The sequence below is a fragment of the Mesorhizobium sp. M1A.F.Ca.IN.020.06.1.1 genome, assembly GCF_004023265.1.
GTDB lineage: Bacteria > Pseudomonadota > Alphaproteobacteria > Rhizobiales > Rhizobiaceae > Mesorhizobium.
The window spans coordinates 1-533 of the sequence record NZ_RZSR01001733.1 but is presented as its reverse complement, the minus strand read 5'-3'; the positions used below and the strand labels follow the sequence as shown (position 1 = coordinate 533).

Below are 533 nucleotides of genomic sequence, written 5' to 3'. Positions count from 1 at the left end.
CACCGGCACGGTATGGCCGGTCGGCGCGCCGCGCAGGTTTGGGTCGGTCGAGAAGGAGTACTGGGTCTTGGCCATGCAGACCGGCAGATTGCCGTAGCCTGCCTGTTCCCAGGCATGCAGCTGGTCGCGGATCGATTTGTCGGCGATCGCCTCGTCGCCGCGATAGATGCGCTTGACGATGGTGTTGACCTTCTCGAACAGCGGCATCTCGTCCGGGTAAAGCGGCGAGAACTGCGAGGCGCCGGATTCGGCGATCTCGACGACCTTCTTCGCCAGGTCCTCGATGCCGGCCGAGCCTTGAGCCCAGTGCTTGCACAGAATCGCCTCGGCGCCCTGCGCCTTGACGAAGTCCTTCATCGCCTGGATTTCGGTCTCGGTGTCGGTGGTGAAGTGGTTGATCGCCACCACCGCCGGCACGCCGAACTGCTTCACGTTCTCGATGTGACGGCCGAGGTTGAGGCAGCCCTTCTTGACCGCTTCGATGTTTTCCTTGCCGAGATCTTCCTTCTTGACCCCGCCATTCATCTTCATGG

1 protein-coding gene is annotated in these 533 nt (G+C 62.3%); it reads right to left on the bottom strand.

The window, feature by feature from the left end; genetic code table 11:
• On the bottom strand, window positions 1-533 hold a 533-nt coding region (locus EOA60_RS36600; protein ID WP_128312809.1), incomplete at both ends, for a formate--tetrahydrofolate ligase.